The 14,150-nt window shown below is 53.7% G+C and carries 18 protein-coding genes; 8 read left to right on the top strand and 10 right to left on the bottom strand.

The window, feature by feature from the left end:
* Positions 1-44: 44 nt before the first annotated feature.
* Both ACN0VL_RS02915 and ACN0VL_RS02910 read right to left on the bottom strand, forming a co-directional pair.
* Complete coding sequence (locus tag ACN0VL_RS02915) at positions 45-890, bottom strand: DnaA ATPase domain-containing protein (RefSeq protein WP_417614627.1); 846 nt, start codon at positions 888-890, stop codon at positions 45-47.
* Positions 874-1,560: a DnaT-like ssDNA-binding domain-containing protein gene (locus ACN0VL_RS02910; RefSeq protein WP_417614626.1), complete on the bottom strand. Its 687-nt coding sequence runs from the start codon at positions 1,558-1,560 to the stop codon at positions 874-876. Before ACN0VL_RS02910 ends, ACN0VL_RS02915 begins: the two co-directional genes overlap by 17 nt.
* Before the next feature lie 157 nt (positions 1,561-1,717).
* Here ACN0VL_RS02910 and ACN0VL_RS02905 point away from each other — a divergent pair, with 157 nt between their 5' ends.
* Positions 1,718-2,686, top strand: coding sequence for a response regulator (locus ACN0VL_RS02905; RefSeq protein ID WP_417614625.1), 969 nt, complete (start codon positions 1,718-1,720; stop codon positions 2,684-2,686).
* A 121-nt stretch (positions 2,687-2,807) separates the two neighbouring features.
* Here ACN0VL_RS02905 and galU read toward each other — a convergent pair whose 3' ends face one another.
* The 5 genes from galU to ACN0VL_RS02880 form a co-directional block, all read right to left on the bottom strand.
* A complete protein-coding gene (gene galU, locus ACN0VL_RS02900) occupies positions 2,808-3,770 on the bottom strand; it encodes a UTP--glucose-1-phosphate uridylyltransferase GalU (RefSeq protein WP_417614624.1) in 963 nt (320 codons plus the stop codon).
* Between the two features lie 101 nt (positions 3,771-3,871).
* Entirely contained in the window at positions 3,872-4,168 is a 297-nt protein-coding gene (locus ACN0VL_RS02895; RefSeq protein WP_417614623.1) for a ComEA family DNA-binding protein, read from the bottom strand.
* 244 nt (positions 4,169-4,412) lie between these two features.
* Positions 4,413-4,712 carry a YciI family protein gene (locus ACN0VL_RS02890; protein ID WP_417614622.1) on the bottom strand — a complete coding sequence of 100 codons (300 nt, stop codon included), beginning with the start codon at positions 4,710-4,712 and terminating at the stop codon, positions 4,413-4,415.
* Between the two features lie 93 nt (positions 4,713-4,805).
* Complete coding sequence (locus ACN0VL_RS02885; RefSeq protein WP_417614621.1) at positions 4,806-5,342, bottom strand: septation protein A; 537 nt, start codon at positions 5,340-5,342, stop codon at positions 4,806-4,808.
* A 165-nt stretch (positions 5,343-5,507) separates the two neighbouring features.
* Positions 5,508-6,659: a flagellar assembly protein T N-terminal domain-containing protein gene (locus ACN0VL_RS02880; RefSeq protein WP_417614620.1), complete on the bottom strand. Its 1,152-nt coding sequence runs from the start codon at positions 6,657-6,659 to the stop codon at positions 5,508-5,510.
* A 234-nt stretch (positions 6,660-6,893) separates the two neighbouring features.
* Between ACN0VL_RS02880 and ACN0VL_RS02875 the strand changes: the two genes are divergently transcribed.
* The gene (locus ACN0VL_RS02875; protein WP_417614619.1) at positions 6,894-7,637 is read left to right on the top strand and encodes a FlgO family outer membrane protein; all 744 of its coding nucleotides are present in this window, start codon (positions 6,894-6,896) and stop codon (positions 7,635-7,637) included.
* Complete coding sequence (locus tag ACN0VL_RS02870; protein ID WP_417614618.1) at positions 7,627-8,022, top strand: LPP20 family lipoprotein; 396 nt, start codon at positions 7,627-7,629, stop codon at positions 8,020-8,022. Before ACN0VL_RS02875 ends, ACN0VL_RS02870 begins: the two co-directional genes overlap by 11 nt.
* Positions 8,023-8,301: 279 nt before the next feature.
* On the opposite strand, the gene flgN is transcribed toward ACN0VL_RS02870, so the two are convergent.
* The 3 genes from flgN to flgA all read right to left on the bottom strand — a co-directional run bounded on the left by flgN (position 8,302) and on the right by flgA (position 9,862).
* Complete coding sequence (flgN, locus tag ACN0VL_RS02865; RefSeq protein WP_417614616.1) at positions 8,302-8,715, bottom strand: flagellar export chaperone FlgN; 414 nt, start codon at positions 8,713-8,715, stop codon at positions 8,302-8,304.
* Positions 8,716-9,036: a flagellar biosynthesis anti-sigma factor FlgM gene (gene flgM, locus ACN0VL_RS02860; RefSeq protein WP_417614615.1), complete on the bottom strand. Its 321-nt coding sequence runs from the start codon at positions 9,034-9,036 to the stop codon at positions 8,716-8,718.
* Between the two features lie 70 nt (positions 9,037-9,106).
* Positions 9,107-9,862 carry a flagellar basal body P-ring formation chaperone FlgA gene (flgA, locus tag ACN0VL_RS02855; RefSeq protein WP_417614614.1) on the bottom strand — a complete coding sequence of 252 codons (756 nt, stop codon included), beginning with the start codon at positions 9,860-9,862 and terminating at the stop codon, positions 9,107-9,109.
* Positions 9,863-10,307: 445 nt separating this feature from the next.
* Between flgA and flgB the strand changes: the two genes are divergently transcribed.
* The 5 genes from flgB to flgF all read left to right on the top strand — a co-directional run bounded on the left by flgB (position 10,308) and on the right by flgF (position 14,144).
* Entirely contained in the window at positions 10,308-10,712 is a 405-nt protein-coding gene (flgB, locus tag ACN0VL_RS02850; protein WP_417614613.1) for a flagellar basal body rod protein FlgB, read from the top strand.
* Positions 10,709-11,128: a flagellar basal body rod protein FlgC gene (flgC, locus tag ACN0VL_RS02845; RefSeq protein ID WP_417614612.1), complete on the top strand. Its 420-nt coding sequence runs from the start codon at positions 10,709-10,711 to the stop codon at positions 11,126-11,128. The genes flgB and flgC overlap by 4 nt, the downstream gene beginning before the upstream one ends.
* Before the next feature lie 6 nt (positions 11,129-11,134).
* Positions 11,135-11,833, top strand: coding sequence for a flagellar hook assembly protein FlgD (locus tag ACN0VL_RS02840; protein WP_417614611.1), 699 nt, complete (start codon positions 11,135-11,137; stop codon positions 11,831-11,833).
* A gap of 11 nt (positions 11,834-11,844) precedes the next feature.
* Positions 11,845-13,113: a flagellar hook protein FlgE gene (gene flgE, locus ACN0VL_RS02835; protein ID WP_417614610.1), complete on the top strand. Its 1,269-nt coding sequence runs from the start codon at positions 11,845-11,847 to the stop codon at positions 13,111-13,113.
* Positions 13,114-13,400: 287 nt separating this feature from the next.
* Positions 13,401-14,144, top strand: a complete 744-nt coding sequence (gene flgF, locus ACN0VL_RS02830) for a flagellar basal-body rod protein FlgF (protein WP_417614609.1) — start codon at positions 13,401-13,403, stop codon at positions 14,142-14,144.
* The last annotated feature ends 6 nt before the right edge of the window (positions 14,145-14,150 follow it).

Raw genomic sequence — 14,150 nt, 5'->3', positions numbered from 1 at the left:
TAAGCATAGCCGCGGGTGTTAAAAGTCACATGACCGGGGTGTGGTCAGCTTCGGTAGTCGCCAATATCGGGCCTGCGGCTCGGGCCGTGCAGGGCAATATCAACGGGGTGAAAGGCCTTAATGGCTTCGAAGCAAAAGTCACCCACCGCCCTGTGCAAAGACTGGGGATCATGGTTGGTGATAATAATCACGCTTTTTGCCAGGTTACGGCGCCGGCGCAGCAAGTGGCCCAGAAAGCTGGACTGACTCTCGGCCAGTCGCGCGCGGTTGGCGGCCACTTCATCGAGGATCAATAAATCCACTTCCTCCAGTGCGCGGCGATACTGGTTGCGACTTTCCTGATCTTCGATGACCCCGAAAAACAGCCGGTCCACCACGGAAGCCCATTGTTGAAAGATAACCGACTTTTGATGCTGATAAATAAGATCATGGGCAATGGCGCCGGCCAACGTCGACTTGCCGGTGCCAAAGTCACCGTAAATCAGGATGGCGGCACCGCCTTTTTCCTTCCAGTGATCAAAGGCATTAATGAAGTGATGAGCGGTATCAATATGGTGGCTCAAGGCGGGGTCATCCCTGTCCATATTGTCGAATACCCACTCCGCATTCAGATCGGCTTGTGCCAGCAGGCGTTCGGTGCGTTTTTGTTTAGCCTGGGCCTGGGCCTTTTGCACGTCTAGGTTTGCTTGCTGCTCATATTGACGCTTGAGCTCAAAGTAGTCGTACTCGGGCAGTGTGCCGCCGGCTCTCAGTTGTTGCAGCCGGTTAAGCACCTGTTTGACGTCGCCCTTGGCGGCGGCCGGAGTGGTGTCTTTTTGTGGCTTGGGGCGACGACGGCGACGAGCAATGTCATTCAGGTCGGCGGCAATTTCTTCAGCTGTCTTTTTCATCAGATGCGCAGTCTTCCTGGTTATCGGCGTTAAGGCGCTGGGCCTCCGCCATCATTTGTTGAGCCCGTTTGCTGGGGCCGGTTTCGGTCTTGGTTGGCAGCTGCTGATACCCTGCCTCGGCTTGTGGGGCGGGCACTCGCTTGATGCTGCGCTGACTTTTCAGTTTTCGGACCAGTTTCAGCATCCACTGATGCTGGTTTTCAAAGACTTCGGGCCGGCCCAGCCAATAGGCAATAAATTCGCCGAGCTCGGTTTCATCTATATGAGTGTCGAGCAAGCCGCACAATCGTGCCAGGCCCTCAAACTGGTCATCTGGTCGCCACTCCGGGTGCATGGCAAACTGGCGAGCAGGGAGCGGAGCCAGGCCGCGAAGCCGCTTCAGCGGGAGCGAAAATACCGCGCCATGATAATGCTGGGGATGCGGATTTTCTACCAGGCTCAACAAGCCGGCAGCCAGCAACTCGTCCACGAGCTGGGTCAGGGTGGCGGGCGTTACGCGATAACGGTATTCCCCTTCACCCTGTACCGCCAATGCCTTGCCCAGCACCGGGTAGTCCAGCGCCTGGGTGCGATCACCACGCGCCTGATGCTGCAAGTAGAGTTGATACAGGCTGCGTGCCGGGTGCGATAATTTGGGGGAAGTCAGTGCCTGATATTCTGCCGGTGTCATAATGCCATTACTACCCAATGAAAAAACCTTTCCCGATAAAGCCGAGTGGCATGCCCTCATGATGGCGAGGGCGTATAATCGGCTAATCGAAACTCGGCGGTGAGGCCGAAATTAAACTAGGATCAGAGTATACCTCATAACCTTGCTAGCTAATCCGATGTTTAAAGACTCTCCACTGATCCTGTTGATAGAAAGAGACAGTGCCTTCCGGCGGCTGATGTTGGCTTATCTTGAGCTGTGGGGGGCGAGAGTGATTGAAGTGGATAACGGAGCCGAAGGCCTGTATCAGGCCGGCTTGCATGCGCCCGATGTCGTGTTGAGTGACATGAGCGCGACCGTCCCCGGGGAGACGGACATAGTGAGCGCATTCAAGCGTCACTTTCCGGGCTTGCCGGTGATTGCCGTGTCGAGGCGGAAAAAAATGGCCGATGTGGCGCACGCCCTGCGCGTCGGTGCCCAGGACTATTTAATCAAGCCCATACGGCATTGGCGGCAGGTAGAAGAGGTGATCACGGCTTGCCTCAAGCCCAATGCCCAGCTGCTGTGTGCCGAGCTTGACGAGCATGTGGATTTTTTTCGCAAACACGATATGGCCGCCAGCCGTTTATGTCAGAGCTGGCGCCAGTTGTCGGAACAAAAGCTGGGTGACTGGAGGCTGAGCTGTCGACAAAGCTCTCCCTGGTGGCTTGCCGAGTACATCAAGCTGGATCAGGATGTGTTGTTGCTGTTGGCGGAGTTTGACCCCCTGAGCAGAGACACGCCCATAGTGATGACCCTGCTGACCTTTTTACTGCACGAACCCCAACGACAATACCAAAACCAGCCCAATGCCATGCTTAATAATCCGGCAAAAACCCTGGAGTATCTCAACCAGTTGATTATGGATGCGGGGTTCGATTGTCGAATCAACCTGGCGTTGTTTCGGCTGCAGGGCAACAGCAACAAGGTGTTGCTGGCCAATGGCGGTATGACGGGAAACCCGTGGCTGGCGCAGTGCAATGCCGGCCCCCTTGGGCTGAAAGCCCTGAATGCCAACCAGCTGAGTTATCCTTGTGCTTTTCCTTTCAATGTCACCCTGCAAGGCAGTTTTGGCGGAAAAATCAAACTCACGGCCTGCTATCGCTAAAAGGATTAAAAGGACTTGCTGTAAAGGGTAAAGAGTAAAGGGTTCGCTTCACCCTTCACCCTTCACCCTTCACCCTTCACCCTTCACCCTTCACCCTTCACCCTTCACCCTTCGTTAGCCGTTAATATTTAAGTTGTTTTAAATAACTACGGAAATTTTCACCCAGCTCCGAGTGTCGCAAGCCAAACTCCACATTGGCCATCATCAGCCCGAGCTTGTTACCGCAGTCGTGGCTTTTGCCGGTGATGTGATGGGCATCAACCGCTTGCTGTTCCATCAACATGGCGATGGTATCGGTCAGCTGCACTTCATCACCTTTACCCTGGGGGGTTTTGCTTAACAGCGGCCAGATATCGGCAGACAACACATAACGACCCACAACCGCTAAATTGGAGGGCGCTTCTTCGCGTTGTGGTTTTTCTACCATGTCCTTGATGGCGGCAGACTCGCCCTGTGTCAGGCTGCGCGGGCCAACATCGACGATACCAAACTGGTCGACTTGTTCTTCGGCTACCGGCTCTACCAGTATTTGACTGTGGCCACTGCCATCAAAGGCACGGATCATGGCCGCCAGGTTATCTTGGTGCAGGTTACAGCTGGCATCGTCAATGAGCACATCGGGCAGCAAGATGGCAAACGGCACATCGCCAACCAGTGGGCGAGCACACAAGATGGCATGGCCCAGCCCCTTTGCTTCGCCTTGACGCACGTGCATGATGGTGACGTCTGGTGGGCAAATACGCTGTACTTCCTCCAGCAACTGGCGCTTTACCCGCTTTTCCAGCGTGGCTTCCAGTTCAAAGCTGGTATCAAAATGGTTTTCAATCGAGTTCTTACTGGCATGGGTCACCAGCACGATTTCTTTTATTCCCGCTTTTACCGCTTCGTTAACCACATACTGGATCAGCGGCTTGTCGACCACGGGCAGCATTTCCTTGGGGATCGCTTTAGTCGCGGGCAGCATACGAGTACCCAAGCCAGCCACCGGGATCACGGCTTTACGGATTAACGACTGGGATGGCTTGGGCTTGACGGTGTGTTCTGGCTGAATATCGGACTGGTTTGAAGATTTGGTTGAAGGCATGATCGTCATCAGAATAAAGAAGAATAGCTTATCATAACCAATAGTGGCCCTCCCGACTATATTGGGAAGGCCAAGGCCTGGCGACCTTTTAATTTAACCGCTTATTCCGTTAGCAAGTGGCGGTTTTTTTCTATGGTGGCAGGTCCAATTCCACTGACCTTTGCCAAATCATCTATCGCGTCAAAAGCGCCGTTGGCTTCTCTGTACTCAACAATGGCCTGGGCTTTCGCCGACCCAATGCCCGTTAACATGGCCAGTTGCTCTGCGCTGGCACTATTGATGTTGATACTGGTAATAACGGCGTCCTGTGCAGGGGGTGCTTCTGTTTCTTGAGCCATGCTAGGCGCCGATACCGCCACGAGTGCAACGAGTAAAGTGGATAGCAGTGCTTTAGTCATTTAATCACTCCTTGATGAAGGTTTGGTCGTTTTTTGTCCAGTGGACACTACCAAGCCTTGACCATAAGTACTGATATTGCCAATTTATGCACAAAAACCGAGCTTTTCATTGTGAGGAGTGATGGGGGAAGAGCAAAGAAAGCAGCCCGCTTTAAGCCAGAAACGGTGAATTAAAGAGATAAACAGCGCAGGGGGCAGCTGCTATTTTACGAGGTATAAAAAAACCGGCCGTAGCCGGTTATATTCAGGGCAGGACTTTTTTAAAGGGTTTGACGATGACCGAGTCATACACGCCGGCAGCCACATAAGGATCGGCATCGGCCCAGGCTTGAGCCGCAGCCAAGGAGCTGAACTCGGCAATCACGGTGCTGCCGCTAAAGCCTGCTTCGCCCGGATCTTCGGCATCAATGGCCGGGGTAGGGCCGGCTACCAGCAAGCGACCTTCGTCGGCCAGGGCCTGCAAGCGGCCTAAATGAGCCGGGCGAGCCTCTTTACGCAACGGCAAGCTGTTTGCCTTGTCCTGAGCAAAAATGACATACCACATTTTCTCTGTTCCTTGTTGTGGGGTGAGCTTAAATAAAAGCAGGCTGCGTGGGCAGCCTGCAATCGATTGAAATTGTGAACGCTGCTGGCCGTGTTACTTTTCCAGCGCCTGCTGCTGGCGATACAGATAAATAGCGGTAGCAAAGGTGAACAAGAGTGTCATGCCCAGCAGGCCAAACACCTTAAAGTTGACCCACACTTCTTGCGACAGGCTGAAGGCCACATACACATTGAGTGCGCCACACACCGCAAAGAAACCCACCCAGGCCAGATTGGCCTTATCCCAAATGCTGTCGGGCAGGGTCATTTCCTTGCCCAGCATCTGCTTGATCAGGTTTTTGCGAAAGCCGTAACGGCTGACCAGCAGTCCGAGAGCAAACAGGCCATTCACGGCGGTGACTTTCCATTTAATGAAGGCATCGTCTTGAAAGAACATGGTCAGGCCACCAAAAAATAGCACCAGCGCCAGGGTGATCAGGTGCATTTTTTCCAGCTTTTTATGCTTGAACCAGAAAAACAGCATTTGAACACAGGTGGCCCCCATAAGGGCAGCGGTAGCGGCGTAGATATCGACGGTTTTATAGACAGCGAAAAAGATAATCAGGGGGATAAATTCAAGGAGCTGCTTCATGAGAGTAATCCAGACAACAAGTATGATCACAGTTTACCTATAGCGTGCACCGCTGGCAAAGAAAGCCGAACAAAACAGCGCCAGGCCCCAAGCGCCCAGAGAAAGATAAACCCCCACCGAGATCCTGACGTGTGTCAGGATGACGGCAAAGAAAGCTGGCCGCTTTTAGTGTATGGCGGTCAGTATGTCGCCGGGGGTGATCCGGACTTGTCTGGCCTGTCTGTCTGCCGGCGTGAGCAGGCTGTAGTCGGTGTGACTTTGCTGTACCACAAACTGCGCCTTGGCGGAGGTTTCGCTGTAGTAACCGGGCTGCAGCTGGCGGCGATGAATGAGGGTAAAGCGGTCACCCGGTTTAATGCCGGCCTGGCGGCCCAGATCCATCAAGATGCCTTCATCGGATTGCTGCAAGATATGGCCGATGGCTTTCATGCACGACTGGGCATGAACCACATCGCGCGCAATACGCTGCAGCAGCTGATTGGCCGACTGGCCATAGCTCGACAGCCAAAAATCCTGCTCTTGTACCTTTACCCGGGCGCGCTTGCCGTAAGACCAGGGGGCGGCAGTCTGGTAATGCCGTTGCAGCAGACGCTCGCCGGTAAAGCTGTCTTCCAGCGTCACCAACACACTGAACTGGCGGGGCATATTGCTGAAGCGCCACTTGACCCAGTTACCTTCTTCCATGCTGATGTCATTGATAACACCGCTTAGCAGCAGTCTGGACTGCTGCTGGCTGGCTAACACATCTCCACCCTGGCGCAGCCCCGGGCTGCGGGGCAGTTGGCTGTCGGTGGTGACCTGGTAGGGCAGCTGCGTCATCAAATTGACGTTGGGCGTCAGAAGTTGTGCCAGTTTGGCGGTCACGGCCGTGCCCAAATCAAAAATCTGTCCAAACCGGGCCTGCTCGGGGTGCTGCAGCGGAAAGCTGCTGAGGGCGATACCGGGATGATAACTGCCCGCACACTGAGGTTGTAGTTGATCATTGGGCCAAATGTCGGCCCTCAAGGTAAGCCACAGCCGGCCCTGAGCCTGATGCTCCTTCACAATGACATAATCCATCAGCTCACCCTGAGCCGCCACATCCAGATGCTGACCAGAAAGCATGCCGTTGGTGACCGACTGCACCGTAGTCAGCGAGGCCCCGGCCTGCAGCAAGGCATCGGTTAGAGCCTGCTCCAGGGCTTGCTGGCGGGCAGATTCGGTCCCCAGGCTTAAGGATGCCGAGCCTTCGGCTTGATACCAGTCGGCGTGGGCCGTTAAGGGCAGGGTCAGGGGTAACAGACACAGCAAGGCAGGCAAAAGGGATTTTATTGACACTGGGGTATCCTGTGTAGAGACGGCCGTGCAATAAAAGGCACGGTGTCGGTCAAGTCTTGGCAAGGATTATGCAAAAACCTTGCCTGATAAACACCAAAGTAAGCCAGAAGCGGTCAGTTAAAGATAAACACGGCGCCGAGCGTTATATTTACCACGTGATATTGGCCGCGAGTAAAGTTTGCCGCAGAGGGGCCGATAACCCAATGGATATCTTTTACATTAACGGGAGTCATGATGAGTAAAGCCTTTTTTCTGGTAGCCGTGCTGGGCCTGAGTGCCTGCACGGCGACAGAAGAACCGCAGTTTGATGCTCAGCATCACCATCTGCCCCATGCTCATGCATCCCACTATCCCCAGCGTCAGCCCCTGGGTCCCTTGCCCCGGCCTGAAGCCTCGCCCCGGCATAGCCAGGACGGTGTGCCAATGCGCATGAGCTCTGGCGCGCGCAGCGCGTATCTGCCCCCGGCTGGCCCGTCACTGGTGGGCGGCCAAACCCTGCTACAGCAGCATATGTCGGCATTGGCATACCAGTTGGTGGCCAGCGCCCATAATCTGAATAATCAGTCGGTCATCGCCGTCAGTGGTTTTGTCGATCAACAAGATTACCAAACACAAGACGACTTCGGCCGCTTGCTGTCCGAAACCATGATGTTTCAGCTTAATCAGTATGGCCTGAATGTGGTGGACTTTAAAACCTTGCCGTTTATACGCATCACCCCCGAAGGCGACATCAGTACCAGCCGGGACTATCGCCAGCTGAACTCGCGTATTGGGGCCCGTTACTTACTGCAGGGGACCGTCAGTGAAACCACGGGCGGACGCCTGGTCAATGCCCGTTTGGTCACTCAGGCAGACAACAGCCTGATTGCCAGCGCCCAGCAGTTTATTCCCGAGTATTTAGTCGGCGGCCTGGTGCAGGGCAAAGTCCCACAAACACGAGTGATCACCCCGGCAGAAAGGAGCCGTTATGCGAAGTAAATATTGGCTGTTATTGCTAGTGGTTCTGGCAGGCTGCAGCACCCAGCAGGGCGGCGTGAAAGCGGCAAAAAATCATCTGTATGCGGTAGGCTACGCCCCCATCAGCCTGCAAAAGCCTCTTGACCACCAACAAAAGCTGTTGCATGCCATGCGAGCCTCCAAAATGGATGCGTATCGCGAGTTGACCGAACAACTGGGCGGCGTACTGAGCGTTAGCTCAAGCACCATGAACAGCCAGATACTGCAAGACGGTATCGTCAGCAACCGCAGCCGGGGCGTCGTGCGTGGCGCCCGGGTGGTCAACAGCTATCCCGACGGAGACATGTACATTACCGAGCTGGAACTGGATTTAAAGCTGTACGAAAAGCTGCGGCTCGGGAGATAACCGTTACGGCAACGCCTAGCCAACATACAGCACGAATGTAGTAGCTGCTTTAGCTGCTAAATCCTGCGCAGCAGGATCTGATGCACAGGTTCATGCCCGTAAGCTGAATAGGCACTTTGGTTGGATGTGATGACGTATGATATATCAGCATTGGGATGTGGCCACGCCACATTGCACAGCTAAAGCAGTGCCTACATCCGTGCAATATATTGGTACAGCAGCGCATACATTGCGAATGTAGTAGCTAAATCCGGCAGCGCCGGATCTGGTGTGCTGAAATTAAACCTTGAAGCCGACGCCTTTGTTGATGCCTTTGGTGTGACCTTTCTGGTCATAGGTCATGGTTTGGCGTTCATGGAGCTTGCTCAAAATATTGGTCAGCTGGCGAACCCCGTTCAGCGATTGTTCCAGCAGCTGTTCGGCCACCTGACTTTGCTGCTGGCACTCATCTACCAAGTCACGGAGCTGGCTGACCTGCTCTTTAAAGTCCCCCTTTAACTGCTCTCGCTCGGGATGACTGGCCAGTTCGCCGTCGGTTGTCTGAATCTGCGTCAGCAGGCTTTGCTTGTGTTCGGTCAGCGGGGGGAGTTCAAGGGCTTTACGTTTTACAATCAATTCAAGCTCCTGCCGGGTAAGATCCAGCAATTGCTCAAGTTGTAATTTCTGTTGGTGTAGCAGCGCAGCAATAGACATTTAAAGGCCTTCCAGGTCCTGTTCGAAGCGGGCAATATTTGCCGCCAGCTTATCACTGTCTACTTGATAACTGCCTTCGTTAATGGCTTTTTTCAATGCTTCTATGCGAGCACTGTTATCCGGGGCCGGCGAATTGACCAGGGTTTGCTGCACCTGACCAAGGCGCTGGGCCTGAGGCGTCAGCGTCACCGAGTCCTGGGTGTTCGATGTGGCACTGGGCCGGGCGCCGGTTGCGGAGTCGGAAGCCACGTTTTGTTGGTATTTATTGGGGGCAGGCGGCGCATTATTGCCTATACCCGGGGGTAATTTATCAATAGCCATAATGTAAGAGTCCTGTTCTACTGCTGCGTAGAAGGGGTATCGACCTCGTTCGTAATAACTTTAGCAGAATTTACAACTTCACCCGCACTTGTCCGGCAGCCACGATGCGCGCACTGATTTTACGGCCGGAGTTAAGATTGCTGACCTGAATGCTGTCATTAAAGGCGCCATCTTCCTCGGCTATACCATCGGTTTTTAGCATGAGTCCGCCGCTTTGCGCCAAAATACTGACCCTGTCGCCTTTGCACACGACGCAAAGTTGACTGCTGCGTATCGGTTGTCCCGGGCGCAAGTCGCGTTTGCTGCGTGAGCCTACCAGCTCGCTGGGGTTGCTGAAAATATCGCCCCGCAACAAGACTTCATCCTGGTAATCAACGCTTAAATGCTGAGCCTGCAGCAAGGTGTTGCGCGCAATGGGGTCACGGGCCGTAACCACGGGCTTGAGTACTCTTACCCGCACCGGCACAAACAGCTCCCAGCCTGGGCTTTCGTGGCACTGCAAGTAAACGTGCGTGTTGCGTTTAACTTCACCGGCGCCACGAATATCGGCCGTCAGCTTGCCCAGACATTCTGTGAGGGCCAGGCGGGTATCTATGCTGGCCGCCTTGACCTCCAGTTTATCGCTTGGCTGCACCGGCACCAGGTCACGCACGTAGTCTTCGGCATAGCGCCGGATCTCGTCATGTACCGAGACTTGACCGTAATCTTGTGCCTGTGCCGAGCCTAAAAAGGTGCAAAGCAACAACCCTACAATAACGCGGCCACCCTTTGCCGACCGGCGATAGGGCGGATTGTACCGACAGAACCCAAAAAACAGCTTAAACATGACTACCCCAAAAGAACACGAGCTGGCACAAAAACGCACATCATCACACATTATCAAAAAACACGCATAAAGCATGCCATAAAACGGCTTTTAATATGGCATAAGCCAGAACTTATCAACGATCTGGTCGCAGGGTAGGGCGGTGTGAAGCCTTGCCGGGGCGGCAAATGGTTGCCGCCCCGGCAGAACAAACGGCATGCGGCAGCAGTGCTGAGTAATTTTCTAAAGCCGGAGGCTACTCTGCTCGCAAAGGAGAGAGAATAAAGAGTGAGGGGGCTGGTGCCCTTGTGCTGTTTGGTATCGGTCTTGCGTTTGGCATAAGCCTTGCATGAGTACCTGCATGGGTTTAACAGATAATTTTGCATGGCGGGCAGGTGTTTGCGGCCATCAATAGCGATAGGGCATCTTGCTTCCTATCGCGCCAACATAACGCAAGAGGTGCTGGGTGACGATTTCTTTCGACAAAGCCTTTGGTATTCATCAACACGCCCTGGTTACTCGCTCTGGCCGTGCCGAAGTGCTGGCCAGTAACCTGGCCAATGCGGATACGCCGGGATACAAAGCCAAAGACATGGATTTTCAGGCGGCATTAAGCCAGGCACAAAACAACAGCCAGGGCTTTTCACTCAGCCGTACCAATCAGCAGCATTTTGCCGTTAATCTGTCTCCCCCGGGTACCGTGCAGTTTCGGGTGCCTAACCAGCCCGATACCGGAGATGGCAATACGGTCGATGTACAAACCGAGCGTAACAGCTATATGGAAAACGCCTTGCAGTACCAGGCTTCGCTGGAGTTTTTAAATGGCAAAATCAGCGGGCTGCTAAAAGCAATTAAAGGAGATTCAATGTGAGCCTATTTAAGGTGTTTGATATTTCCGGCAGTGCCATGAGCGCTCAGTCGGTGCGGCTGAATACCACCGCCAGCAACCTGGCCAACGCCGACAGTGTCAGCTCCAGCATTAACGAAACCTACCGCGCGCGCAAGCCGGTATTTGCCGCCGATTTAAGCCAGGCCCTGTCGGATCGTCAAGAAAGCGTCGGCGTCAAGGTCATGGGCATAGTCGAAACCGACAAGCCGCTGTTAAAAGAATTTCACCCCGACCACCCCATGGCAGATAAAGACGGCTTTATTTACAAGCCCAACGTGAATGTGGTGGAAGAAATGACCGACATGCTGAGTGCCTCTCGCAACTACCAGACCAACGTACAGGTCGCCGATGCCGCCAAGCAGATGTTGCAGCAAACACTGCGCCTGGGTAAGGGGTAACAAGCCATGCAAATAAACGGTGATTATTTAAACGGTCTCAAATGGTCTGGCGACGTCAGCCCGGCAGAAAAAGCAGAGCAAAATAATAAAGCCAAGTTAGAGCAAGAGGACTTTTTCTCTTTATTAACCCAGCAGCTGGCTTATCAGGATCCATTCAAACCGGCAGATAATGCGCAAATGGTCTCGCAAATGACATCATTCGCCACTTCTGAAGGCATTAACCAAATGAGTGAACAACTCTCTGGTTTAAACGCGGTAATGACCTCCAACCAGGCCTTGCAGGCATCCAGCCTGGTGGGGCAGGACGTCTTGTTACCCAGTGACCTGGCGTACTGGGATCAAAACGAGGCGGTAACGGGCGTAATTGCAGTAGGCGAGGGCGCCCAAAACGTCAAGGTGCGGGTGGAAGATGAAAAAGGCCAGTTAATCAGAGAGATCACCCTGGATGGCCCTCAGCGTGGTAACACCCCTTTTAGTTGGGATGGTTTAAATGCTCAGGGGGAACCGGCACCAGTCGGGAAATACAAGTTTAAAGTTAACGCGTTAGTGGGAAATAAACGGGAAGACTTGAACCCGTTAATGTTTGCGCAGGTAAACAGCGTGACACTGGGGAGTGGAGAAAACCCCACCCTGGTCAACCTTGCTGGACTCGGGGCGATACCCTTAAGTCAAGTACTTGAAATTGCTGGCCGTAAACCAGCGTAAGGAGAACAATAATGTCTTTTAATATTGCCCTGAGCGGTGTGAATGCGGCCCAGAAAGATCTTGATGTAACCGCCAACAACATTGCCAACGTGAATACCATTGGCTTTAAAGAATCGCGCGCCGAGTTTGCCGATGTATACGCCAACTCCATATTTGCCAATGCCAAAACCCAGGTGGGTAACGGGGTGCAAACGGCATCCGTCGCCCAGCAGTTTCACCAGGGTGGCCGTTTAACCACCAACAACTCTCTGGATATGGCCATTAACGGCAATGGTTTTTTTGTGATGTCCAATGAGGCGGCAACGCTGGACAGAACCTTTACCCGGGCGGGCGCCTTTCGCTTGAACGACCAGGGCTTTGTGGTGAACTCTCAGGGTAACTACCTGCAAAAATTTGATGTAAACCAGGACGGCAGCCCCATATCCCTGTCTTTGAATGCCACTACCCCCCTGCAAATACCAGAGCGGGCAGGCGTGCCTAAAAAAACCGATACGACCAGTGGTGATATGAACCTGCCGTCAAAAACGAAGGCACTCGACCCCACTCAGTTTGATGCGACTGACTCCGCAACCTATAGTTCATCCACCTCGGTGACCATTTACGACTCACTGGGTGAGCCGCACACCTTGACCAAGTACTTCGTTAAAATTCCCGATACGACTGATGCTGGTACCGGTGAGATAATAGCTAACCGATGGCAGATGCATGCCTACGTTGATGGTAAAGATGCCTTGGCTACGCCATTGGGTTTTAACTTTAATGAAAATGGCTTAATAGAAGGGGAATCGCCAACTACGACAACAGAGCCTTTAGGCTTTGACAATGGCTCAGATAAAGAACAAACGATAAAAATTAATTTTAGCAACATTACCCAGTTCGCAGCTCCGTTTGAGGTCAGCCGCTTATCGCAAGACGGCGCCACGGTTGGCCGCTTGACCAAAGTAGACGTTGGGCCCGACGGTAACGTGGTGGCGACCTACAGTAATGGCACCAATGAAAAGCTGGGTATTATTGCCCTGGCGCGCTTCCCTAACGACCAGGGGTTGACGCAAGTCAGCGATACCCAATGGCGCGCCTCGTTATTGTCCGGTGAAGCCGTTGCCGGACAGCCCAATAGCGGCACCCTGGGTAAAATTGATGCGTCCAAGTTGGAGCAGTCCAACACCAACCTGACCACAGAGCTGGTGGACCTGATCACCGCCCAGCGTAACTTTCAGGCCAATTCCCGAGCACTGGAAGTGAACAGCACCCTGCAGCAGACTATCTTGCAGATACGCTAATCAAGATCGTAAAGGGTGAAGCGTTAAGGGTAACTTCAACACCAGGCACCAAACCAGCACACCGCTCCCGTAAAGAGCGGTGAGTTGGTTTGTGAAATAGCACACCCTGCGCCCAGCGTCAGGCATTCTTTAGTTTTTACCCTTCACTCTTTTCGCTTCACCCCTTACGCTCATTTAATGGCATTAATCTTGCAGTGTATTTAAGCAATTAGCAGGCAATTCCGGAACCTGTACCGGTTTGTCGGCATTAATCAGTACTTATTCGACAACGGGTCGACGGAGCTGAAATGGACCATCTGCTTTATATCGCCATGTCTGGCGCCAAAGAAAACATGCACAGCGTGGCCGTACGCGCCAACAACCTGGCCAACGCCAACACCACCGGCTTTAAAGCCGACATGGAACAGGCGCGGGCCATGCAGGCATTTGGCGAAGGCTTGCCCTCCCGGGTGTTTGCCCTCACCGAGCGGCCGGCGCAAAGCTTTGCCTCCGGGCCCATACAAACCACGGGTCGGGATCTTGACGTTGCCGTGGCCGGTGACGGCTGGTTGGCGGTAGAGGCCAAAGATGGCGGCGAGGCTTACACCCGATTTGGCAGCCTGCAAGTGTCCCCGGAAGGCTTGCTGCAAACCAGCAATGGCCTGAACGTACTGGACGACGGTGGCGGCCCCATTTTCTTGCCACTGCCGTTGGAGAAAATGGAAATCAATAAAGACGGCACCATCTTTGCCAGGCTGGAGGGCGAACCCGTTAATGGCGGCGCCGAGCTGCAGCGCATTAAAACCGTACTGCCCAACAATGCCGACATAGAAAAAGGGCCGGACGGCCTGTTTCGTCGTAAAGACGGCCAGGCCGAAGCGCCTTCGGCCCAGGTGCAACTACTGGCCGGCGCATTGGAAGGCAGTAACGTGAACCCCGTTGCCGAAATGACCCATTTAATTGATTTGCAGCGCCGTTTTGAAACCCAGCTGAAAATGATGAGCCACGCGGAAGAAAACGACAAAGCCCACGCCCAGCTGCTGCGCATTTAAAGGAGA

The organism is Oceanisphaera sp. (genome assembly GCF_048268965.1).
In the GTDB taxonomy this organism is placed as follows: Bacteria; Pseudomonadota; Gammaproteobacteria; order Enterobacterales; family Aeromonadaceae; genus Oceanimonas.
Note: the sequence above shows the minus strand (reverse complement) of the source record. Positions and strands in the feature narration are given on the sequence as shown.